Source organism: Citrobacter sp. Marseille-Q6884 (assembly GCF_945906775.1).
GTDB lineage: Bacteria > Pseudomonadota > Gammaproteobacteria > Enterobacterales > Enterobacteriaceae > Citrobacter.
In genome coordinates, this window is the sequence record NZ_CAMDRE010000002.1 from 1,037,870 (window position 1) to 1,058,550 (window position 20,681).

Genomic DNA, 20,681 nt, shown 5'->3' on the forward strand with positions numbered 1-20,681 from the left:
CAGTTATTGAATATCTGCCAGAGCGGCGGTGCGGTTCGGGAAGAACGTCAAACGACCCGGGATCGGTTGGATACCCGCGCGCGCCATAGTACGTAGCGGCTGGAACTCCAGGTTACTGATGCGTAACTCGCAACCTTCCGGCAGGCGTTTTACAAAACGCTGGAAAGCATCCAGTCCACCGGCATCCAGCACCGGTACGGCGTCCCACTTCAACACCACGATACGTTTGCCTTCAATACGTGATTCAAGATCGGTAAATAATCCTTCTGCCGCCGCAAAGAACAGCGGACCAATCACGCGCAGAACCAGAACATCGTCTGGTACGTCTACGTTTACCGGAGCCAGGCGTGTCATACGCGCAATGCGGCGCATAAACAGCAGGGAGGCGAGTACGATCCCGACACTGATGGCGATAACCATATCGAACAGTACCGTCAGCGACATACACATCAGCATGACGATGATGTCGTCTTTCGGCGCGTGGCGCAGCAGATCCACCACTTTATGGGCTTCACTCATGTTCCACGCCACCATCAACAGCAGCGCGGCCATGGCAGAAAGCGGCAACCAGGAGAGCAGCGGCGCTAACACCAGCAGGGCGAGGATCACCAGAATAGCGTGGATGACCGCTGAAATCGGTGACGTTGCGCCAGCACGTACGTTTGCGGCAGAACGGGCAATGGCGGCTGTTGCAGTAATACCGCCAAAGAACGGCGCAACGATGTTTCCCAGACCCTGACCAATCAGCTCGCTGTTAGCTTTGTGTTTGGTACCGGTCATTCCGTCGAGCACCACGGCGCAGAGCAGGGATTCAATCGCGCCCAGCATCGCCATGGAGAAAGCGGCCGGTAATAGTGCCTGTAATGAACTCCAGCTCAACGTAAAGTTGGAATCCGGCATATTCCACGGTAATACCAGTTGTGGCAGCAGCTGCGGGATGCCGTTGCCCTGAGAGCCGTCAGCCAGAATGTAGTGGAACTGAGAACCAATGGTTGCGACATGCCCCCCCATGACATTCACGATGCCCATCACCGCACAACCGGCCAGCAGCGCAGGAAGGTGGCCCGGCAGACGAACGCCCAGTCGCGGCCAGAAAATGAGGATCCCCAGCGTGACCACACCAATGGCGGCATCGCCGAGATTAATGGTCGGTAATGCCATAAACAGTGCACCGACTTTTTGCAGGTAGTGCTCAGGAACATGGGCCATTTGCAGACCAAGAAAGTCTTTAATCTGCATAGTACCAATGGTGATACCAATACCTGAGGTAAAGCCTAATGTGACTGACACGGGAATATATTCGATCAGGCGGCCAAAACGGGCGAGGCCGAAAAGGATCAGAAATATCCCGGACATCAGCGTGGCAACCAGCAGGCCTGCCAGCCCAAACTGTTGCGACACCGGATACAAGATCACCACGAACGCAGCGGTCGGGCCAGAGACGCTAAAGCGTGAACCCCCGGTCAGGGCAATAACAATCCCGGCTACGGCTGACGTATACAGCCCGTACTGCGGCGCAACGCCACTGCCAATTGCCAGTGCCATCGCCAGCGGAATAGCAATGATCCCAACGGTTATCCCGGCAATCAGGTCACGGGTAAAGCGTGAGGCGGTATATTTTTCTTTCCAACAAGCGTCGATGAGGGCGCGGAAAGGCATCACATGTGAGGAAAATAATTTATTCACAATAATGTTTCATCCATGAGCGCATCATCTGTCAACTAAATGGCAGGTGAAGGAGGCATAAGTCATACAAATAAGTGTTACAGATAAAAAAACCCGCCGCAGCGGGTTTTTGAGCCGGGCTCGATTAATGCTCGAACATGGCAGAGATGGATTCTTCGTTGCTGATACGACGAATCGCTTCGGCCAGCATACCCGACAGGGTCAACGTACGCACGTTCGGCAGTGCTTTGATTTCGTCGGTCAGTGGAATGGTGTCACAGACAACGACTTCATCAATGACCGAGTTGCGCAGGTTGTTCGCCGCATTGCCTGAGAAGATCGGGTGAGTGGCGTAAGCAAATACGCGTTTTGCACCACGTTCTTTCAGCGCTTCTGCTGCTTTGCACAGCGTACCGCCGGTATCGATCATGTCGTCAACCAGCACGCAGTCACGACTTGCTACGTCACCAATGATGTGCATCACCTGAGAAACGTTCGCACGCGGGCGGCGTTTATCGATGATAGCCATATCGGTATCGTTCAGCAGTTTAGCGATAGCACGGGCACGCACAACGCCACCAATATCCGGGGAAACCACAATCGGGTTATCCAGATTCAGTTGCAGCATGTCTTCTAACAGAATTGGGCTACCGAATACGTTGTCAACCGGTACATCAAAGAAGCCCTGGATCTGTTCAGCATGCAGGTCAACGGTGAGGACGCGGTCAACGCCAACGCTGGACAGGAAGTCAGCGACGACTTTTGCGGTAATCGGTACACGAGCGGAACGTACGCGACGATCCTGACGTGCATAGCCGAAGTAAGGGATAACGGCGGTGATACGGCCTGCGGAAGCACGGCGCAGAGCATCGACCATAACGACCAATTCCATCAGGTTGTCGTTAGTAGGGGCACAAGTGGACTGGATGATGAAAATATCACCACCGCGTACATTTTCATTAATTTGTACGCTGACTTCGCCGTCGCTAAAGCGACCTACAGCGGCGTCGCCGAGTGAAGTGTACAGGCGGTTGGCAATACGTTGTGCTAGTTCCGGGGTGGCGTTACCAGCAAAAAGCTTCATATCAGGCACGAGAAGAACCTCAGGCATGCGTCCATTGGTGGAAAGAATCTGCCGAAAACTGTGCGGGCCAGGCAGTATCCTTTCCAGGCGGTGTATTAAAGAGCGCGATGCAACGTCTGGAACAGGGTGACGTTGTCACCGCAACTCAGCTTGCCCGGCTTAAAGCATAGCTCTGTGCAATGGGGAGAGGTTGACACCTTTCGCCACAAAGCCTTCGAGCCATTCCGGGGCTTGCTCAAGCACCTGGCGAGCACGAGACTCAGTGTCAAATTCAGCAAAGACACAAGCCCCTGTACCAGTCAGGCGCGACGGCGCGTATTCTAACAGCCAGGAAAGCGCCGCATCAACCTCGCGAAAACGTTTTCTTGCGATAACCTCGCAATCATTGCCGAATTCACATTTTAGTAACGTTTCTATTGACCTTTTTGGCGTGTTACGGGGGAGTTCGGGATCCTGAAAAATAACCGGTGTTGGAATACTGACACCCGGATGGGCGACCAGATACCATTTTTCCGCCGGATTGACCGGCGTGAGGATTTCACCCACGCCTTCCGCAAAGGCGGCATGTCCGCGCACAAATACCGGTACATCGGCGCCGAGCGTCAGACCTATATCCGCCAGATCATCAATACTCAGTCCGCACTGCCAGAGATGATTCAGCGCCACCAATACCGTCGCGGCATTGGAGGAACCGCCTCCCAGACCACCGCCCATCGGCAGACGTTTCTCAATACTGATGTCAGCACCGCTTCCGGCGGGCAGTTGTCCACGATCGGAGGCTGTTTTCATCAGCAAGCGCGCCGCGCGCACGATCAGGTTATCTTCATGCGCAACGCCATCAACCGCGGTGAGCAGATGAATTTCACCGTCATTACGCAGCGCAATAGTAATATCGTCGCCATAATCGAGAAACTGGAACAGCGTTTGTAATGTGTGATAGCCGTCCGCACGTTGCCCGGTGATATATAAAAACAGATTCAGTTTTGCCGGAGAGGGCCAGTGGGTCATCATTTCACAATCCAGTTATCCATTTTCAGCTTAATACGCTGGTCGCCGTCGGAAAGCTCCATATTTGCGGGCATGGCCGGTTGCGTTTTACTGTCGTACCCGCCGTAAACCACTTTCCAGTTTTTACCGCCCTGACTGTAGTTCACTTCGCTCAGACGGTATTGTTCGTCGAGTTTGTAATCAGTGGCATCGCCTGGCAGGCCCAGGATCCACTGACGCAGGCTGTTTAACGGAATCGGCATTCCGGTCAACTTCCCAATCATCTCTTCGGCGTCGTCAGCGGTATAATGCTTGCCCTTGTTATCGACGAGTTCCACGTTGCCCGGCTGTGCGTTCAGTTCCAGTTCGGTACTGCCCAGCGGGTTTGTCAGCAGCAGACGATAGCGATCCTGGCCGGTTTGCTGCCAGAAAAAGCGAGCATAGACCTTCTGTTGATCGGAAATATACGCAAACGCACCGCGCGTCTGATATTGGTTTAGCGCGCGTACTTCCTGCTGGTGCTGGCGCCACTGCTGGGAGTCAGGGCTTTTACCTGGACCTTTAGGGGCGTTGAGCGTACAGGCGGTAAGAACCAGGGCCGCCAGCGGCAGCAGGCGAATCAGGCGAAAATCAGGCAGGGTCATAATGATGACAAATCCTTGAGATACGTTGCAGTTATAACCCTTAATGCTAGCGCCGACCGGGTACATCGTCTACGTTCACGTTATCTTAATTTAAACCGTAAGCTATTACTCCAAAAGGGGGCTGTCTCTTTTATTGACCGCAGGCATCCTGTATGATGCACCCAGTCTAACCTTATCAACGCTGGTACTATTCCCGCACACATGACCCTTTTAGCGCTTGGTATTAACCATAAAACGGCACCTGTATCGCTGCGAGAACGCGTAACGTTTTCGCCGGACACGCTCGATCAGGCGCTGGACAGCCTGCTTGCGCAGCCAATGGTGCAGGGCGGGGTGGTGTTGTCAACGTGTAACCGCACGGAGTTGTATCTCAGCGTCGAGGAGCAGGACAACCTGCAAGAGGCGCTGATTCGTTGGTTGTGCGAGTACCACAACCTGAACGAAGAGGATCTGCGTAGCAGCCTTTACTGGCACCAGGACAACGACGCCGTCAGCCATCTGATGCGCGTAGCCAGCGGTCTGGATTCGCTGGTGCTGGGCGAGCCCCAAATTCTCGGACAGGTCAAAAAAGCGTTCGCGGATTCGCAAAAAGGTCACCTCAACGCCAGCGCGCTGGAGCGCATGTTCCAGAAATCCTTCTCGGTCGCCAAACGTGTAAGAACTGAAACCGACATCGGCGCGAGCGCGGTGTCCGTTGCATTTGCCGCCTGTACGCTGGCGCGTCAGATTTTTGAATCACTTTCCACGGTCACCGTCTTGCTGGTTGGCGCAGGTGAAACCATCGAACTGGTGGCGCGGCATCTGCGTGAACACAAAGTGAAGAAGATGATCATCGCCAACCGTACGCGTGAGCGCGCACAGGTTCTGGCTGATGAAGTCGGCGCCGAGGTGATTTCACTCAGTGATATCGACGCGCGATTACAGGACGCCGATATTATTATCAGCTCGACGGCCAGCCCACTGCCGATTATCGGTAAAGGGATGGTTGAGCGCGCGCTTAAAAACCGTCGCAATCAGCCTATGCTGTTGGTCGATATCGCCGTACCGCGCGATGTTGAACCGGAAGTCGGCAAACTGTCCAACGCGTATCTGTACAGCGTTGATGACCTGCAAAGCATCATTTCGCATAACCTGGCGCAGCGCAAAGCCGCGGCAGTCGAAGCCGAGACCATTGTTGCGCAGGAAACCAGCGAGTTTATGGCCTGGTTACGCGCCCAAAGCGCGACGGAAACCATCCGCGAGTACCGCAGTCAGTCAGAACAGATTCGTGATGAACTGACCGCTAAAGCGTTGGCTGCTCTGGATCAGGGCGGTGATGCGCAAGCCATTATGCAGGATCTGGCCTGGAAGCTGACGAACCGCCTGATCCATGCACCAACCAAATCACTTCAACAGGCCGCCCGTGACGGGGATAGTGAACGCCTGAATATTCTGCGCGACAGCCTCGGGCTGGAGTAGCAGCACACCAATCTTATTTTTTACAGGGTGCATTTACGCCTATGAAGCCTTCTATCGTTGCCAAACTGGAAGCCCTGCATGAACGCCATGAAGAAGTTCAGGCGCTGCTCGGTGATGCGGGAACCATCGCAGACCAGGAACGCTTTCGTGCGCTGTCGCGCGAGTATGCCCAATTAAGCGATGTCTCTCGCTGTTTTACGGACTGGCAACAGATTCAGGATGATATCGAAACAGCACAGATGATGCTCGACGATCCTGAAATGCGTGAGATGGCGCAGGATGAACTGCGCGAAGCAAAAGAAAAAGGTGAGCAGCTGGAACAGCATCTGCAGGTTCTGCTGCTGCCAAAAGATCCGGATGACGAACGTAACGCGTTCCTGGAAGTTCGCGCGGGAACCGGCGGTGATGAAGCCGCGCTGTTTGCCGGCGATCTGTTCCGTATGTACAGCCGTTACGCTGAATCGCGTCGCTGGCGTGTGGAGATCATAAGCGCCAACGAAGGTGAGCATGGCGGTTATAAAGAGATTATTGCCAAAGTGAGCGGCGATGGCGTGTACGGCCGACTGAAATTTGAGTCCGGTGGCCACCGCGTACAGCGCGTTCCGGCGACGGAATCACAGGGGCGTATTCACACTTCCGCCTGTACGGTCGCGGTCATGCCGGAACTGCCGGAAGCGGAACTGCCGGATATCAACCCGGCCGATCTGCGTATTGATACCTTCCGTTCCTCTGGTGCGGGCGGTCAGCACGTTAACACCACCGACTCGGCAATCCGTATTACCCACTTGCCAACCGGTATTGTGGTGGAGTGTCAGGACGAACGTTCGCAGCATAAAAACAAAGCGAAAGCGATGTCGGTGCTGGGGGCGCGTATTCGTGCCGCCGAAGTGGCAAGACGCCAACAGGCCGAAGCTTCTGAGCGTCGCAACCTGTTGGGCAGCGGCGATCGTAGCGATCGCAACCGTACCTATAACTTCCCGCAGGGTCGTGTAACCGATCATCGCATTAACCTGACGCTTTACCGTCTGGATGAAGCGATGGAGGGCAAGCTGGATATGCTCATTGAGCCAATTGTCCAGGAATATCAGGCCGACCAATTAGCGGCGCTGTCCGAGCAGGATTAATGGACTATCAGCACTGGTTGCGTCAGGCAATAAGCCAATTGCAGAATAGCGAAAGCCCGCGCCGGGATGCCGAGATCATCCTTGAGCATGTTACCGGCAAGGGGCGAACCTTTATTCTGGCATTTGGCGAAACGGAGTTAACCGCAGAGCAGCACGAGCAGCTGGACGCACTGGTGGCACGTCGCCAGTTGGGCGAACCCGTTGCGCACTTAACCGGCGTTCGTGAGTTCTGGTCGCTGCCGTTATTCGTTTCGCCGGCAACGCTGATTCCGCGCCCGGATACCGAATGTCTGGTTGAACAAGCGCTGGCACGCCTGCCTGCTTGTGCGTGCCGCATCCTTGATCTGGGCACCGGAACGGGGGCCATTGCGCTGGCGCTGGCCTCTGAACGCCCGGATTGCGTGGTGACCGCGGTTGATCGCATGCCGGATGCCGTGGCTCTGGCGACCCGCAACACGCAGCATCTGGCCATCAGCAATGTGCGTGTACTGCAAAGCGACTGGTTTAGCGCTCTGCAGGGGCAGCAGTTTGACATGATTGTCAGCAATCCGCCGTATATCGATGAGCAAGACCCGCATCTGGCCCAGGGCGATGTGCGCTTTGAGCCGCTATCGGCGTTGGTGGCGAGCGATCACGGTCTGGCGGATATCGTCCATATCATCGACCAGTCTCGCAACGTACTCACCCCCGGCGGCTATCTGCTACTGGAACATGGCTGGCAGCAGGGTAGCGAAGTGAGAACCGCCTTTTTGCAGGCGGGCTATCTCGACGTTGAAACCTGTCGCGACTATGGCGGCAACGAGCGCATTACGCTCGGACGCTACGCATGATGAATACGTTCAGTGTGCTGTTTAGCATTCATCTTATTAGCATTGCGCTTTCTGTCGGCATGCTGACGCTACGTTTTTGGTGGCGCTATACCGACGCCAGACTGGCATCAGCACGCTGGACGCGGATTGTGCCACCGATTATTGACACCATTTTGTTATTCAGCGGCATGGCGTTGATCGTTAAAACGCACATCCTGCCATTCACTGAACAGGGTACATGGCTGACTGAAAAGCTGTTTGGGGTTATCATTTACATCGTTTTGGGTTTTATTGCGCTCGATTACCGTCGGGCGCGCAGTCAGCAGGCGCGCTTAATCGCTTTCCCGCTGGCGCTGGTGGTGCTGTACATCATCATTAAACTCGCCACCACAAAAATACCGTTACTGGGGTAAGTCATGAGGTCGTTAGCTGATTTCGAATTTAACAAAGCGCCATTGTGCGAAGGAATGATCCTGGCATCGGAGTCTATCCGCCTGGATTTCCCGACACAGTCTGTCTATGACGAGCTTGAGCGTCTGGTCAGCCTGGCGCATGAAGAAATTAGCCAGCTCCTGTCTCAGGATGAGCAACTGGAAAAACTGCTGGCACTTTTTTACGGCGAATGGGGGTTTACGGATACCCGCGGCGTCTACCGTCTTTCTGATGCTCTCTGGCTTGACCAGGTTTTAAAAAACCGTCAGGGCAGCGCGGTGTCGTTAGGGGCAATTTTATTATGGATTGCCAATCGACTGAATCTGCCGTTAGTTCCGGTGATTTTCCCGACGCAGCTTATTCTGCGTATTGAATCACTGGAAGGCGAAATGTGGTTGATCAATCCGTTCAACGGCGAAACGTTAAATGAACACACGCTGGAAGTGTGGCTGAAGGGGAATATCAGCCCGGTTGCCGAACTGTTTAACGAAGACCTGGATGAAGCGGATAATGCGGAAGTGATCCGCAAACTGCTCGACACGTTGAAGTCTTCGCTGATGGAAGAACGACAAATGGAACTGGCACTGCGCGCCAGCGAAGCATTATTGCAGTTTAATCCTGAAGATCCGTATGAAATACGCGACCGTGGATTGATTTACGCGCAACTGGAATGTGAACATGTTGCGTTGACCGATTTAAGTTATTTCGTTGAACAGTGTCCGGAAGACCCGATCAGCGAAATGATCCGTGCGCAGATTAATACTATTTCGCACAAGCAAATTGTATTGCATTAATTAATGACAATTTACCTACCGTTTAAGGCGATCCTATGAAACAAAAAGTGGTTAGCATTGGCGACATCAACGTGGCAAATGACCTGCCGTTCGTGCTGTTTGGCGGAATGAACGTGCTGGAATCCCGCGATCTGGCGATGCGCATTTGTGAGCACTACGTAACGGTGACTCAAAAGCTGGGTATCCCTTACGTGTTCAAAGCCTCCTTTGATAAAGCCAACCGTTCTTCCATCCACTCTTACCGTGGACCGGGCCTTGAAGAAGGGATGAAAATCTTCCAGGAACTGAAGCAAACCTTTGGCGTAAAAGTGATCACCGACGTTCACGAAGCCAGCCAGGCGCAGCCTGTTGCTGACGTGGTGGATGTGATTCAGCTTCCGGCATTCCTTGCTCGCCAGACCGATCTGGTCGAAGCAATGGCAAAAACCGGTGCTGTTATTAACGTGAAAAAACCGCAGTTCGTCAGCCCGGGCCAGATGGGTAATATCGTGGATAAATTCCATGAAGGCGGCAACGACAAGGTTATTCTTTGCGACCGTGGCACCAACTTTGGTTATGACAACCTGGTTGTCGATATGCTGGGCTTTAGCGTGATGAAGAAAGTTTCTGGCAATGCGCCGGTGATTTTTGACGTTACCCATGCGCTGCAGTGCCGTGACCCGTTTGGCGCAGCAAGCGGCGGACGTCGTGCGCAGGTTACCGAACTGGCTCGCGCCGGTATGGCGGTCGGCCTGGCCGGTCTGTTTATTGAAGCGCATCCGGATCCAGCGAATGCAAAATGTGACGGTCCGTCTGCACTGCCGCTGGCGAAACTGGAACAGTTCCTCACGCAGATTAAAGCGATTGACTCCCTGGTGAAAAGCTTCGACGAGCTGGATACTGAGAACTAAGAGCGTGTCGCAGGCCAGAGGGAGACCTCTGGCCTGTTGTTTAAAAGGGTGTTGAGGGCGACCGTCAGGCGCCAAACGCACCATCAATGGTATGCATTGCCCCCGTCACAAACCCTGCCTCAGGGCCTGCAAGCCAGGCAACCATGCCCGCAACTTCTTCGGGTCGGCCGTGTCGTTTTAGTGCCATAAAACTGTGCATCACCTCTTTCAGTGGACCATCCGCCGGGTTGGCGTCGGTATCAATCGGGCCGGGTTGAACCACATTTACCGTAATGCCGCGCGGACCGAAATCACGTGCCAGTCCTCTGGCCAGCCCTTGCAACGCTGATTTGCTCACCGCGTAAGCGGCAAGGCCGGCAAGGGGCATCCGGTCACCATTCACGGATCCAATAATGATAATTCGCCCGCCGTCAGGCATCTGTCGTGCCGCTTCCACAGCCGCGTAGTAGGGGGCGTGGATGTTAATCCGGAACAGGCGATCAACATCGTCAGGATCCTGCTCCAGTGCGTCACCAAACAGAATAATCCCTGCATTAACGACCAGCACATCTAACGGGCCGCTCTCCCGCACCCGGTCGATGACCGCGTTGCGATCGGCGCTATCGGTTTGCGCCGCCTGGGTACCTGTCTCATCAACAAGCGCTTTGGCAGCGTCTGGGGAGCCTGAATACGTAAAGGTCACTGATGCGCCATCGGTGGCAAAACGGCGCACGATCGCCGCGCCAATCCCACGACTGCCGCCAAGTACCAGAACTGACTTGCCGTTAAATGAGGACATGAGAGACTCCTTGGATAATTATGTAGTGATCGATATATAATGTCCGCACTGTTTTCTGTCAATGGATTTGTAATGAGCACTACAGAATGTCCTCGCGCGCCGGGTCGACCACGCAATTTTGATCCAGAGCTGGCCGTTGCCAAAGTACAGCCCTTATTTCACGCACATGGATACGACGCCGTCAGCGTAGCGGATGTTACCGAGGCGTTGTCGATCAAGCCGCCGAGTTTCTATGCTGCCTTCGGGAATAAAATCGGTCTTTATGAGCGTGTACTTGGTCGCTATGTACAAACCGATGCGATCCCTTTTGATGACATTTTGCGTTCCGATAAACCGGTTGCTGAGTGTCTCGCTGCTCTGCTTGAGGAGGCGGCGCGACGCTACGCCGCAGATCCGCACGCGGCAGGGTGTCTGGTTCTGGAGGGAATGCACAGCAACGATCCGCAGGCGCGGAAGGTCGCACGGGATTTCTATTCGCTCGCCGAACATAAAATTCATGATTTCATCGCACAGCGACACCCCAATGAAGCTGACAGACTGACCGATTACGTCAGTACCACGATGCTGGGTCTATCGGGAAAAGCGCGTTGCGGGCACTCGCTTGAACGCCTGCTGGCCAGCGCGCGGATCGCAAGCCTGGGGCTGCGTCACCCGCTTTCCTGATGTTCGCCGCACTCAATAAGAAGGGGAAAGCGGTGAGTTCATGGCTATCCATGCTGCAGGGCGTAAAAGAAAACGGCCCTGAGAAGGGCCGTGGATTTCACCTGAAATAATCATCAGGCAAATATTGTCATCAGATAGGCGATGAAGAGCGCCAGGTGTGCCGCGCCGTTAAGCACGTTGGTGCGTCCGGTGGAGAAGGAGATATGGCACAGAACTAACGATGAAACCATCACAATCATCTCCGGTGCGCCCAGAGCAAACACGAGGTCGTTGCCTGTCGCCCATGCAATCAGCGTCACAACCGGTACCGTCAGTGAAATCGTGGCTAATACCGAGCCGAAGAACAAATTCATCGCCCGCTGCACCTGATTGTTCAGCACTGCTTTTAGTGCGCCCAGACCTTCCGGGGAGAGGATCAGCAGGGCAACCAGGAAACCGGTAAAGGCGACCGGCGCATTCAGTTCGGTTAACAGCGTCTCCAGCGGGCTGGCGTTCATTTTGGTGACCGCGATGACCGCGATCAAATGGATAATCAGCCAGGTTGCGTGCCAAAAGTTACTGTGCGCGGATGGCTTTCCATGATGTGGGTCGTCGTCGTCACCCTCATCTTCATGCTCATAAATGAACAGGCTCTGGTGCGTTTTGGTCTGAATGAGCAGAAATACGCCGTACATCGCCGCGGAAATTAATGCCACCAGCAACGCCTGTGCGGTGGTGAAATTCGCGCCCGGTAATGCCATCGGAAACACCAGCACAATAATGGCCAGCGGAAATAAGGCGATTAAATACTGTTTAATGCCAAACAGGTTCATATATTGGGTGGCAAATTTACGCCCACCTAACAGCAATGAAAAACCGACCAGTCCGCCGGTAACGATCATAATGATGGAATAGAGCGTATCGCGCATCAGCGTAGGCGCGGCATCGCCGGTCGCCATGAGTGCGGAGATTAAGCTGACTTCCAGAATAACTACCGACAGGCTGAGGATCAGCGATCCATAAGGTTCGCCAAGTCGGTGTGCTAATACGTCTGCATGACGGACAACGCTAAATGCGCTGCTTAAAATACCAACAAGGGCAAGCGCATTAATGCCGATGACCACTGGTAGTGACTGACTGCTTCCCCATAAGAACAGGACTACCAGCGCCAAAATCGGGAAGACGAGCGAGGTCTCCTTGTGGCGGGTTTTTACCGCCTCATGTACATGTGTCATTTAAATTACTCTCCATCTCTGCAGGTATTTATAATTATAAAAGTATTAAAGAATGTAAAAAATAACAGAAAACGTGAATTGACAGGTGATTTTTTACGAAATTTTACGGCATCACTTATTTTCATTATCAAGTCGGTGAAAAGAGCGATCTTGTTTATAGAGTATTTAATTAACAGTAAGTTAGATTGCGACAAGATCAATAATAGTTCTCTGTTGGCGTATCGCCATATTGTTAGCCACACTTAAGGTTTAGCCCAAAAAGTGGAGTTCACAATGCCCTATAAATCCAAAAGCGATCTGCCGGAGAGCGTACAGCATGTCCTGCCAGCTCATGCGCAGGATATTTATAAAGAAGCATTCAACAGTGCTTGGGCACAGTATAAAGATAAATCTGACCGTCGCGATGATGCCAGCCGGGAAGAGACCGCGCATAAGGTGGCGTGGGCTGCGGTCAAAAATGATTATCAAAAAGGCGATGATGATAAATGGCATAAAAAGACGTAACAGCATCAATTATAATGTCTTTATTAATTGACCCGGATCGGGCGTTAGCGAATCGTGCTGCGCCGTGTCGTTGTTGCCTTGCAAGCAACCGGTGAATTGCCTATTGTCCTGCTATTGGTTTCAAAATGAGCAGTAAAAAAGCCCGGAAGGCGTCAAAAAAGTTGTCGCAAGGAAGCTGCAGTGGCGGAGGTGTAAGGTGTTAACGCGTGATTTTTTATTGAATGCCGATTGTAAGACGGCATTTGGTGCTATTGAAGAATCACTACTCTGGTCAGCGGAACAACGGGCAGCCTCACTGGCCGCTACGCTCGCTTGCCGACCAGATGATGGACCGGTGTGGATCTTTGGTTATGGATCGTTGATGTGGAACCCGGCCTTAGAGTTTGAAGAGTCCTGTACCGGGACGTTAGTCGGCTGGCACAGGGCATTTTGTCTGCGTCTGACCGCAGGTCGCGGAACGGCGTGTCAGCCTGGACGTATGCTGGCCCTGAAAGAAGGTGGGCGTACGACCGGCGTAGCCTATCGTTTACCCCAGGCGTCGCTGGAGCAGGAACTCTCTTTGCTGTGGAAGCGAGAAATGATCACCGGGTGCTATCTTCCTACCTGGTGTCAACTGGCGCTGGATGATGGACGCACGGTGAATGCGCTGGTCTTTATTATGGATCCACGACATCCGCTCTTTGAGTCTGATACTCGCGCGCAGGTTATCGCGCCGCTCATTGCCGCTGCCAGTGGGCCACTGGGCACCAACGCACAGTATCTGTTCTCGCTGGAACAAGAGCTGATCAAGCTGGGTATGCAGGATGATTGTCTCAACGATCTGGTGGTCACGGTCAAAAGACTGTTGGGAGAGAACCTGCCGGAAGGCGTTATGCGGCCAGGGTTTGCCTGAGAAGTGCCCGATAGCGCGTACGCGTATCGGGCATGTTAACATCAGGCTGCAATATAACTGATTGAGTGCTCCAGCGACTGGCTGTGGCTGTCGATCAGCACATTCCAGACGCCGGTATACGGTACGGTCAACCACGCGTTATCACGATCCTGCACGCTTAAAATATCAGACTGCGTGTCTTTGACGTGATTTTTTTCGCTCATCAGGTGGATATGACAACGCTCAGAACACCGCACAACCACCGTATCGCCACCAAATAACTTTAAACTTGCCTTCACTAATGCCATTTTTTACCCCGTTCTTGAAAACAACGTACTTTCTGTCGAAAGTGCTGCGTGATGTTGTTCACATTTCACTCATTGCATAACACCAAAGGGGGAGTAACGGGATGCTGATTTTGATCAAAAAACGGCATAACGATTAAACAAAAATGACAAAATACCTCAAACGGGTTGAAAGGGCGTGCTAACGTTCAATAAAAGTACGCCCGGGTAAGATTAAATCGGGAAATTTTTGACTCTTTCAGTGTGCTTGCCTGAAATCTGGTCGATCAGAAGGTCAGAACCTTATCAGCCGCCAGCGTCCATTGCGCCAGCTCTACCAGTGTGCCGACTTCCACACCGTCAATTAAAGGTAGTGCGGTGATCCCACGACCATCGGTGCAGGTTTTGCACAGTTTTACCGGAACATGTTGTGCGGTCAGGATCTCCAGCATTTGCTGAATATTGTAACCTTCTGCCGGTTTCTGCCCACGAATCCCCGCGGTCACCGCGTCAGACATCAAAAACAGACGCAGGTCGAGGTCGCCCTCCTGTTCGCGCAGGGCAATAGCCAGACGCAGACTATTAAATAACGATTCGCTTCCATAGGCCGCACCGTTCGCGACGATCACTATTTTTTGCATGTTGACTCCTGTTATCGGGGGATAGGCTCATTGTCGTCATCATGTTACTCCGTGTTGCCGCGGATGGAAAAGAAAGCGGGGCGGAAGAGATACTTTCCAGCCAGGGATAATCCTGAAAAGGGAAAACAGGGCTGCAAAGCGTGCGTGAAAACGTTATGGTTTAAGTTATGTAAGGTGCTGTGAATGATTGATGTAAGAAACCACTGACGATTTGAGCCGTTTTGTTTGTTGTCTGCTATTTCTTCTCCTACTCTTGCCGCAGGCAGGGGGTATTGCCAGTGCGCACACTTCCTTTATCCAACAGGCTGAAAACCCTTTCGACAACAATCATGATGGTCTGCCTGACCTCGGCATGGCGCCGGAGTCGCGTGCCGGAGAAAAGCATCTGGCTGAAATGGCTAAAGCGTTTGGCGAAGCCAGTATGACCGATAACGGCCTGGACACCGGTGAACAGGCGAAGCAATTCGCGTTTGGGCAGGTTCGGGACACGGTAAGCGAACAGGTGAATCAGCAACTTGAATCCTGGCTTTCACCCTGGGGAAATGCCAGCGTCGGGCTACAGCTCGATGATGAAGGCAGTTTGACCGGGAGTCGTGGAAGCTGGTTTGTACCCTGGCAGGATAATCAGCGTTACCTTACCTGGAGCCAGTTGGGGCTGACCCAACAGGATGAGGGGCTGGTCAGCAATGTGGGTATCGGACAACGCTGGGTTCGGGACGGTTGGTTGTTAGGCTACAACACGTTTTATGACAACCTGCTGGATGAAAATCTGCCCCGGGGTGGGTTCGGCGCGGAAGCATGGGGGGAGAATTTGCGTCTGTCCGCCAATTATTATCAACCGTTGTCCGCCTGGCAGGATCGGTCAGCGACGCAGGCGCAGCGAATGGCGCGCGGATACGATCTCACGGCACGAATGCGCGTGCCGTTTTATGCGCATCTCAATACCAGCGTCAGTGTCGAACAATATTTTGGCGAGCAGGTCGATCTGTTTCATTCAGGAACCGGATACCATAACCCGGTGGCGGTAAACCTGGGACTGAGCTATACGCCCGTTCCGTTGATTACGGTGACCGCTCAGCACAAGCAAGGGGAAAGCGGGGTGAGCCAGAATAACCTTGGTTTAACGCTCAACTATCGCTTTGGCGTACCGCTGAAAAAGCAGCTGATGTCCAGTGAGGTGGCCAGCAGTCAGTCATTACGTGGCAGCCGCTATGATGATCCGCAGCGCAATCAGTTACCCACCCTGGAATATCGCCAGCGCAAATCACTTTCCGTCTTTTTGGCAACACCACCCTGGGATCTCAAACCGGGTGAAACGGTTTCGCTGAAGCTACAGGTACGGAGTCGGTATGGTATTCGCCATCTGACGTGGCAAGGTGACATTCAGGCGCTGAGTCTGACGGCGGGGACGAACAACAACAGTGCACAAGGATGGACGATTATTATGCCGAAGTGGAACAGCAGCGAAGGGGCAACCAACCGCTGGCGGCTGTCGGTAGTGGTGGAAGACGGGCAAGGCCAGCGTGTCTCTTCCAATGAGATCACGCTCTCACTGACCGAACCGTTTATTAGCGTGTCGGGAAATGATCCTCATTAAACTGACGTATCAGAAAATGCGTTCCTGATGCACCCATACCGCCGCTTCAACGCGCGATTTGAGCTTCATTTTCTTCAGCATATGTTTCACATGGACTTTAACCGTACTTTCAGTGATGTCCAGACGACGGGCAATCATCTTGTTCGGCAGACCCTGAGCGATCAGCTTCAGAATGTCACGTTCGCGCGGCGTAAGTTGCGTAACATCACGGTCAGACGTGGCACGGTTGGCACGCAGACTGGCTGCCAGAACAGGCGTTAAGGCTTCGCTCAGCACCATTTCACCTGCTGCCGCTTGTTGCAACGCTTTCAGCAGATCTTCCGGCTCCATGTCTTTTAACAGATAACCGTCGGCACCGCGTTTCAGTGCAGTCACCACGTCTTCCTCATGGTTTGACACGCTGAATACGACAATGCGACCAGATAACGATTTCTCACGCAGCTTATCGAGTGTTTCCAGACCGTTCATACCTGGCATGTTCAGATCCAGTAAGATCAGATCAGGATCCAGAGATTCCGCCAACTCGATACCCTGCTCGCCATTGCTGGCTTCGCCGACCACGGTAATATCGGATGCCATGCTGACAAGCTGTTTAACACCGGTTCGCAGCATGGGATGATCGTCGATCAACAGGATGGTTGCCGGTTCCAGATTACTCATGGGTATCTCCTTGGACTTCTGTGAAGTTTGTTTCGGGAATAAAAGTGACAGCAACTTCGGTACCGCCTGTCTCTCGACGGCGTACACGGCAATCGCCGCGCAAGCTTTGCGCACGATCGCGCATAATAATCATGCCGTAATGGTTACTGCGTTCGGCGTTTTCCGGTACGCCGCAGCCGTTATCTTGCACGGTCAGTTTGACCTGTTTGCCATTTTGCACCACCGTGACGGTAACGTCATTGGCACGGGAGTGTTTAAGGGCATTACTCAGGGCCTCACGAGCAATTTGTAACAGGTGAATGGCCTGATGCGAAGGCACCAGACGTGGCGGCAACTGATAATCCAGCTTAACCGCAAAGCCAAAACGGGCGCTGTATTCCTGACAGCTGGCTTCCAGCGCAGGCCGCAAGCCGGGTTCCGTCAACTGCAAACGGAAGGTGGTTAACAGTTCACGCAACTGCGCCCATGAGGCATTCAGCTCGTTACGAATCTGGCTAAGCAGCTCGCGGCTCGTTTCCGGGAGCGCATCGCCTTGCATCTGCAAACAGCTGACCTGCATCTTCATGCATGAGAGCGATTGTGCAATAGAATCATGGAGTTCACGTGCAATGGTGGCACGCTCTTCCATGACAATCAACTGCTGCTGGCGCTCCTGGTGTCTGTCCAGTGCCAGCGTAGCGGTCAGTTGTTCCACCAGAGTGTCCACCAGTTGCTGTTGGTCATGGCTGAGATGACGGCCATAAGGCAAGGTGGCGAGCAGAATTCCGTACTGGGTGTGGGCATCAGTCAGCCGCCATTTCAGCGTGCTTCCTCCCTCAATCGCGGGTAGCGTACCGCGTGGGCACAGATGACACCCTTTTTCATCGCAGCTGAGACTGGACTGGCAGGTGAATTCCTGATGGTTATCTTCATCCTCCAGGTCATAAACCCGCAGCTCAATATCATGCAACTGCGTCAAATTTTGCAGACCGTTGAGCACCGGAGAGAGCCGCTCACACAACGGTACCTGAGAGTGCAGACGCCGATTGGCTTGCCACAGGAACGAGAGGATCTGGTTTTTATGTTCCAGGCCTGCTGTTTTCTCCTGCACCCGTTGTTCCAGCACGGCGTAACTTTCGGCCAGTTCCTCTGACATGTTGTTCAGTGCGGATCCCAGCGCGGCCATCTCATTACGCCCGCTGATATGCGCACGTTGGGTAAAGTCACGCTGACTGACCGCACGCGCCATCGCCAGCAGTTGTTTCCATGGCTGCAGCAGGCGTACGCGTAGCCAGATAATGGTGAAGACCAGCAGTAATGCCATCAATATCGCCATCAGGCGATGCAGCAGAACGACGCGTTCAATACGCAGTTCAGTGGTATGGTCAAAAGCCGTCACCAGCCGATCCAGTCCTGCGACAAAGCGCGAAACATCTGCCGCGACCGCATCGCCATTTTTCGCGTGCGCAAGTCCTGGCGCCAGTTCGGTGTGCCAGTAATCCTGTAATGCTTTTAACTGAGCTTGTTGCCCGTCACGCTGCGCGGCACGCGTTAACTCCGGGCTAAACGCCGTTTTTTCCATCTCATCCAGCAGGGGTTGATCCCGAGCATCCAGCGGCACAGCGGCCAGCAGGCGATAACTCTGCATACGCAGTGAACCTGCTTTGTTGATGGCATGAGCGCTACCCTGAACTCCTTGAACCAGCCAACCGGAGACAGCCATACCGGCCACACCGATAGCGGTGGAGAGCAAAACAATGAGCGCCACCTGGTTGACCAGCGTAAGCGGGGAGAGACAACGTTTAAACATGGTGACTTCTTCCTTCCGGTTTTCGTTGAGCAGAAAACCTTATTGAATGACGATTCAGCCGTAAGCAGTGGCGTTATTCTCGGCGATACACCGGAGTATACCCATACCTCAAATGGGCTACCCCTTAATTGCCGCGGGTAGGGGAGATTCCGGACGCAGGGGAGTAGGGGACGACAGAGGCGTGAAAAACCACATCTTTTTTATCGATGTCAGCTACTCATTAAGGGTGATGACAATTTTTAGGCATCAATAATGACGGCTTTTCCTTTGATTTATATCAACTTACCCCCGGCAGTAAACCCTAATGTTGCAGGCATCGAAACAAGTATCAGAGGTGTCTATGAGTCACTCATCTGCCCCGGAAAGGGCATCTGGAGCTGTAATTACAGAATGGCGGCCGGAAGATCCCGCCTTCTGGCAACAGCGTGGTCAGCGTGTCGCCAGCCGTAACCTGTGGATTTCCGTCCCTTGTCTGCTGCTGGCGTTTTGTGTATGGATGTTATTCAGTGCCGTTGCGGTGAATCTCCCGAAGGTGGGTTTCAACTTCACAACCGAACAGCTGTTTATGCTGACAGCATTACCGTCGGTCTCCGGAGCACTGCTGCGCGTACCTTACTCCTTTATGGTTCCACTATTCGGTGGACGTCGTTGGACGGCCTTCAGCACCGGCATTTTGATCATTCCCTGCGTGTGGTTAGGCTTTGCGGTGCAGGATACCTCCACGCCGTTTAGTACGTTTATTGTGATCTCTTTGCTGTGCGGCTTTGCAGGGGCAAACTTTGCTTCCAGCATGGCAAACATCAGCTTCTTCTTTCCTAAACAGAAGCAGGGTGGCGCGCTGGGTTTGAACGGTGGTCTGGGCAATATGGGCGTCAGCGTGATGCAGCTGGTTGCTCCGCTGGTGGTTTCGCTCTCCATCTTTGCTGCATTTGGTAGCCACGGCGTTGAACAACCGGATGGTACGCAGCTGTATCTGGCCAACGCGGCGTGGATTTGGGTTCCGTTCCTCGCTATTTTCACGCTGGCTGCATGGTTCGGTATGAACGAACTGGCTACCTCAAAAGCGTCACTCAAAGAGCAATTGCCGGTACTGAAACGCGGACATCTGTGGATCATGAGTCTGCTGTATCTGGCGACCTTTGGCTCTTTCATTGGGTTCTCCGCCGGTTTCGCGATGCTGTCAAAAACGCAATTCCCGGATGTGCAGATCCTGCATTATGCCTTCTTTGGTCCGTTGATTGGCGCTCTGGCACGTTCTGCAGGCGGTGCAATCTCTGACCGACTCGGTGGGACGCGCGTGACGCTGGTGAACTTTGTTCTGATGGCCGTTTTCAGCGCCTTGCTGTTCCTGACCTTACCAACAAACGGTGTGGGCGGTAGCTTTATTGCCTTCTTTGCGGTGTTCCTGGCGTTGTTCCTGACGGCCGGTCTGGGGAGTGGTTCAACCTTCCAGATGATCTCCGTTATCTTCCGTAAGCTGACGATGGACAGGGTCAAAGCGGAAGGGGGCTCAGAAGAGAAAGCCATGCGTGAAGCGGCAACCGACACGGCGGCAGCGCTGGGCTTTATCTCAGCCATCGGCGCAATCGGCGGCTTCTTTATTCCGAAAGCATTTGGTACCTCTCTGGCGTTAACCGGTTCACCGGTGGGCGCGATGAAACTCTTTCTGATTTTCTATGTTGCCTGCGTGGTTATCACCTGGGTGGTATACGGACGGCATTCTAAAAAATAAAAAAGTAACTGTTGATTATCCATTGCGCGGTGTTAGACCGCGCTTTTTTTTATCTTACTTT

Annotated in this window: 21 protein-coding genes; 11 read left to right on the plus strand and 10 right to left on the minus strand. The window is 53.4% G+C overall.

Annotation, left to right across the window (positions count from 1 at the left end; translation table 11 throughout):
- Positions 1-3: 3 nt before the first annotated feature.
- From dauA to lolB, 4 genes are all read right to left on the minus strand, one after another.
- A complete protein-coding gene (gene dauA / locus N7268_RS20180; RefSeq protein ID WP_198903990.1) occupies positions 4-1,686 on the minus strand; it encodes a C4-dicarboxylic acid transporter DauA in 1,683 nt (560 codons plus the stop codon).
- Between the two features lie 124 nt (positions 1,687-1,810).
- Positions 1,811-2,758: a ribose-phosphate diphosphokinase gene (gene prs / locus N7268_RS20185; protein ID WP_260864217.1), complete on the minus strand. Its 948-nt coding sequence runs from the start codon at positions 2,756-2,758 to the stop codon at positions 1,811-1,813.
- A gap of 150 nt (positions 2,759-2,908) precedes the next feature.
- A complete protein-coding gene (gene ispE / locus N7268_RS20190) occupies positions 2,909-3,760 on the minus strand; it encodes a 4-(cytidine 5'-diphospho)-2-C-methyl-D-erythritol kinase (RefSeq protein ID WP_260864218.1) in 852 nt (283 codons plus the stop codon).
- Entirely contained in the window at positions 3,757-4,380 is a 624-nt protein-coding gene (lolB, locus tag N7268_RS20195) for a lipoprotein insertase outer membrane protein LolB (RefSeq protein ID WP_260864219.1), read from the minus strand. The genes ispE and lolB overlap by 4 nt, the downstream gene beginning before the upstream one ends.
- Before the next feature lie 201 nt (positions 4,381-4,581).
- Between lolB and hemA the strand changes: the two genes are divergently transcribed.
- From hemA to kdsA, 6 genes are read left to right on the plus strand one after another with little or no spacing between them, the layout of a single operon-like run.
- On the plus strand, positions 4,582-5,838 hold the full coding sequence (gene hemA / locus N7268_RS20200) for a glutamyl-tRNA reductase (protein WP_198903993.1): 1,257 nt from the start codon (positions 4,582-4,584) through the stop codon (positions 5,836-5,838).
- A gap of 41 nt (positions 5,839-5,879) precedes the next feature.
- Positions 5,880-6,962 (plus strand): peptide chain release factor 1, encoded by a 1,083-nt coding sequence (prfA, locus tag N7268_RS20205; protein WP_260864220.1) that lies wholly within the window; start codon positions 5,880-5,882, stop codon positions 6,960-6,962.
- Complete coding sequence (gene prmC / locus N7268_RS20210; RefSeq protein WP_260864221.1) at positions 6,962-7,792, plus strand: peptide chain release factor N(5)-glutamine methyltransferase; 831 nt, start codon at positions 6,962-6,964, stop codon at positions 7,790-7,792. Before prfA ends, prmC begins: the two co-directional genes overlap by 1 nt.
- Entirely contained in the window at positions 7,792-8,184 is a 393-nt protein-coding gene (gene sirB2 / locus N7268_RS20215) for an invasion regulator SirB2 (protein WP_260864703.1), read from the plus strand. Before prmC ends, sirB2 begins: the two co-directional genes overlap by 1 nt.
- Positions 8,185-8,187: 3 nt before the next feature.
- Entirely contained in the window at positions 8,188-8,997 is an 810-nt protein-coding gene (gene sirB1 / locus N7268_RS20220) for an invasion regulator SirB1 (protein ID WP_260864222.1), read from the plus strand.
- A 35-nt stretch (positions 8,998-9,032) separates the two neighbouring features.
- The gene (gene kdsA / locus N7268_RS20225) at positions 9,033-9,887 is read left to right on the plus strand and encodes a 3-deoxy-8-phosphooctulonate synthase (protein ID WP_260864223.1); all 855 of its coding nucleotides are present in this window, start codon (positions 9,033-9,035) and stop codon (positions 9,885-9,887) included.
- Positions 9,888-9,951: 64 nt separating this feature from the next.
- Here kdsA and bdcA read toward each other — a convergent pair whose 3' ends face one another.
- Positions 9,952-10,665 carry an SDR family oxidoreductase gene (bdcA, locus tag N7268_RS20230; RefSeq protein WP_260864224.1) on the minus strand — a complete coding sequence of 238 codons (714 nt, stop codon included), beginning with the start codon at positions 10,663-10,665 and terminating at the stop codon, positions 9,952-9,954.
- 72 nt (positions 10,666-10,737) lie between these two features.
- Here bdcA and N7268_RS20235 point away from each other — a divergent pair, with 72 nt between their 5' ends.
- Entirely contained in the window at positions 10,738-11,328 is a 591-nt protein-coding gene (locus N7268_RS20235; RefSeq protein WP_260864225.1) for a TetR/AcrR family transcriptional regulator, read from the plus strand.
- Between the two features lie 113 nt (positions 11,329-11,441).
- On the opposite strand, the gene chaA is transcribed toward N7268_RS20235, so the two are convergent.
- Positions 11,442-12,542, minus strand: a complete 1,101-nt coding sequence (gene chaA, locus N7268_RS20240; protein ID WP_198903998.1) for a sodium-potassium/proton antiporter ChaA — start codon at positions 12,540-12,542, stop codon at positions 11,442-11,444.
- A 273-nt stretch (positions 12,543-12,815) separates the two neighbouring features.
- Between chaA and chaB the strand changes: the two genes are divergently transcribed.
- Entirely contained in the window at positions 12,816-13,046 is a 231-nt protein-coding gene (chaB, locus tag N7268_RS20245; RefSeq protein WP_260864226.1) for a putative cation transport regulator ChaB, read from the plus strand.
- Positions 13,047-13,242: 196 nt separating this feature from the next.
- A complete protein-coding gene (locus N7268_RS20250) occupies positions 13,243-13,938 on the plus strand; it encodes a gamma-glutamylcyclotransferase (RefSeq protein ID WP_260864227.1) in 696 nt (231 codons plus the stop codon).
- A 41-nt stretch (positions 13,939-13,979) separates the two neighbouring features.
- Here N7268_RS20250 and N7268_RS20255 read toward each other — a convergent pair whose 3' ends face one another.
- Both N7268_RS20255 and N7268_RS20260 read right to left on the minus strand, forming a co-directional pair.
- Positions 13,980-14,225 (minus strand): DUF1883 domain-containing protein, encoded by a 246-nt coding sequence (locus tag N7268_RS20255; RefSeq protein ID WP_003833405.1) that lies wholly within the window; start codon positions 14,223-14,225, stop codon positions 13,980-13,982.
- Positions 14,226-14,488: 263 nt separating this feature from the next.
- Complete coding sequence (locus N7268_RS20260) at positions 14,489-14,842, minus strand: DsrE/DsrF/TusD sulfur relay family protein (protein WP_198904002.1); 354 nt, start codon at positions 14,840-14,842, stop codon at positions 14,489-14,491.
- A 211-nt stretch (positions 14,843-15,053) separates the two neighbouring features.
- On the opposite strand from N7268_RS20260, the gene N7268_RS20265 reads away from it, so the two are divergent.
- On the plus strand, positions 15,054-16,439 hold the full coding sequence (locus N7268_RS20265) for a YchO/YchP family invasin (protein WP_260864228.1): 1,386 nt from the start codon (positions 15,054-15,056) through the stop codon (positions 16,437-16,439).
- A 9-nt stretch (positions 16,440-16,448) separates the two neighbouring features.
- On the opposite strand, the gene narL is transcribed toward N7268_RS20265, so the two are convergent.
- Both narL and narX read right to left on the minus strand, forming a co-directional pair.
- The gene (gene narL / locus N7268_RS20270; protein WP_061068018.1) at positions 16,449-17,099 is read right to left on the minus strand and encodes a two-component system response regulator NarL; all 651 of its coding nucleotides are present in this window, start codon (positions 17,097-17,099) and stop codon (positions 16,449-16,451) included.
- Positions 17,092-18,888 (minus strand): nitrate/nitrite two-component system sensor histidine kinase NarX, encoded by a 1,797-nt coding sequence (gene narX, locus N7268_RS20275; RefSeq protein ID WP_260864229.1) that lies wholly within the window; start codon positions 18,886-18,888, stop codon positions 17,092-17,094. The genes narL and narX overlap by 8 nt, the downstream gene beginning before the upstream one ends.
- Before the next feature lie 340 nt (positions 18,889-19,228).
- Between narX and N7268_RS20280 the strand changes: the two genes are divergently transcribed.
- Complete coding sequence (locus N7268_RS20280) at positions 19,229-20,620, plus strand: NarK family nitrate/nitrite MFS transporter (protein WP_260864230.1); 1,392 nt, start codon at positions 19,229-19,231, stop codon at positions 20,618-20,620.
- Positions 20,621-20,681 lie beyond the last annotated feature (61 nt).

What these genes read in the sequence shown, in the direction of transcription:
- ispE (WP_260864218.1), bottom strand. Translation starts at nt 3,760, where the DNA reads ATGATGACCCACTGGCCCTCTCCGGCAAAACTGAATCTGTTTTTATAT.
- lolB (WP_260864219.1), bottom strand. Translation starts at nt 4,380, where the DNA reads ATGACCCTGCCTGATTTTCGCCTGATTCGCCTGCTGCCGCTGGCGGCC.
- hemA (WP_198903993.1), top strand. Translation starts at nt 4,582, where the DNA reads ATGACCCTTTTAGCGCTTGGTATTAACCATAAAACGGCACCTGTATCG.
- prfA (WP_260864220.1), top strand. Translation starts at nt 5,880, where the DNA reads ATGAAGCCTTCTATCGTTGCCAAACTGGAAGCCCTGCATGAACGCCAT.
- prmC (WP_260864221.1), top strand. Translation starts at nt 6,962, where the DNA reads ATGGACTATCAGCACTGGTTGCGTCAGGCAATAAGCCAATTGCAGAAT.
- sirB2 (WP_260864703.1), top strand. Translation starts at nt 7,792, where the DNA reads ATGAATACGTTCAGTGTGCTGTTTAGCATTCATCTTATTAGCATTGCG.
- sirB1 (WP_260864222.1), top strand. Translation starts at nt 8,188, where the DNA reads ATGAGGTCGTTAGCTGATTTCGAATTTAACAAAGCGCCATTGTGCGAA.
- kdsA (WP_260864223.1), top strand. Translation starts at nt 9,033, where the DNA reads ATGAAACAAAAAGTGGTTAGCATTGGCGACATCAACGTGGCAAATGAC.
- bdcA (WP_260864224.1), bottom strand. Translation starts at nt 10,665, where the DNA reads ATGTCCTCATTTAACGGCAAGTCAGTTCTGGTACTTGGCGGCAGTCGT.
- N7268_RS20235 (WP_260864225.1), top strand. Translation starts at nt 10,738, where the DNA reads ATGAGCACTACAGAATGTCCTCGCGCGCCGGGTCGACCACGCAATTTT.
- chaA (WP_198903998.1), bottom strand. Translation starts at nt 12,542, where the DNA reads ATGACACATGTACATGAGGCGGTAAAAACCCGCCACAAGGAGACCTCG.
- chaB (WP_260864226.1), top strand. Translation starts at nt 12,816, where the DNA reads ATGCCCTATAAATCCAAAAGCGATCTGCCGGAGAGCGTACAGCATGTC.
- N7268_RS20255 (WP_003833405.1), bottom strand. Translation starts at nt 14,225, where the DNA reads ATGGCATTAGTGAAGGCAAGTTTAAAGTTATTTGGTGGCGATACGGTG.
- N7268_RS20260 (WP_198904002.1), bottom strand. Translation starts at nt 14,842, where the DNA reads ATGCAAAAAATAGTGATCGTCGCGAACGGTGCGGCCTATGGAAGCGAA.
- narL (WP_061068018.1), bottom strand. Translation starts at nt 17,099, where the DNA reads ATGAGTAATCTGGAACCGGCAACCATCCTGTTGATCGACGATCATCCC.
- narX (WP_260864229.1), bottom strand. Translation starts at nt 18,888, where the DNA reads ATGTTTAAACGTTGTCTCTCCCCGCTTACGCTGGTCAACCAGGTGGCG.
- N7268_RS20280 (WP_260864230.1), top strand. Translation starts at nt 19,229, where the DNA reads ATGAGTCACTCATCTGCCCCGGAAAGGGCATCTGGAGCTGTAATTACA.